Source organism: Mycobacterium sp. 050272, from assembly GCF_039023525.1.
GTDB lineage: Bacteria > Actinomycetota > Actinomycetes > Mycobacteriales > Mycobacteriaceae > Mycobacterium.
In genome coordinates this window covers 1-266 of sequence record NZ_JBCHKV010000069.1, presented here as the reverse complement: position 1 = coordinate 266, position 266 = coordinate 1, and the positions used below count along the sequence as shown (strand labels likewise).

At 62.4% G+C, this 266-nt stretch carries 1 protein-coding gene; it reads left to right on the top strand.

Annotation, left to right across the window (positions count from 1 at the left end):
* The coding region (locus AAHS21_RS32005; RefSeq protein WP_342931267.1) for a phosphopantetheine-binding protein at positions 1–266 on the top strand (266 nt) is incomplete at both ends.

Sequence of the window (266 nt, the reverse complement as noted above, 5' to 3'; positions counted from 1 at the left end):
CCGGTGGTTGCGCCTGCTGCGGTGGTTGCGCCTGCTGCGGTGGCGCCGGTGGTGGGGGTGGATTTGGTGGGTCAGATGTTGGAGGTGGTGGGGGAGAAGACGGGTTATCCCGTTGAGATGCTTGATTTGTCGATGGCGTTGGAGGCGGATTTGGGCATCGATTCGATTAAGCGGGTGGAGATTTTGTCGGGGGTGCAGGAGCGGGTTCCGGGGTTGCCTGAGGTGGAGACTGCGGCGATGGCGTCGTTGGGGACGTTGCAGGAGAT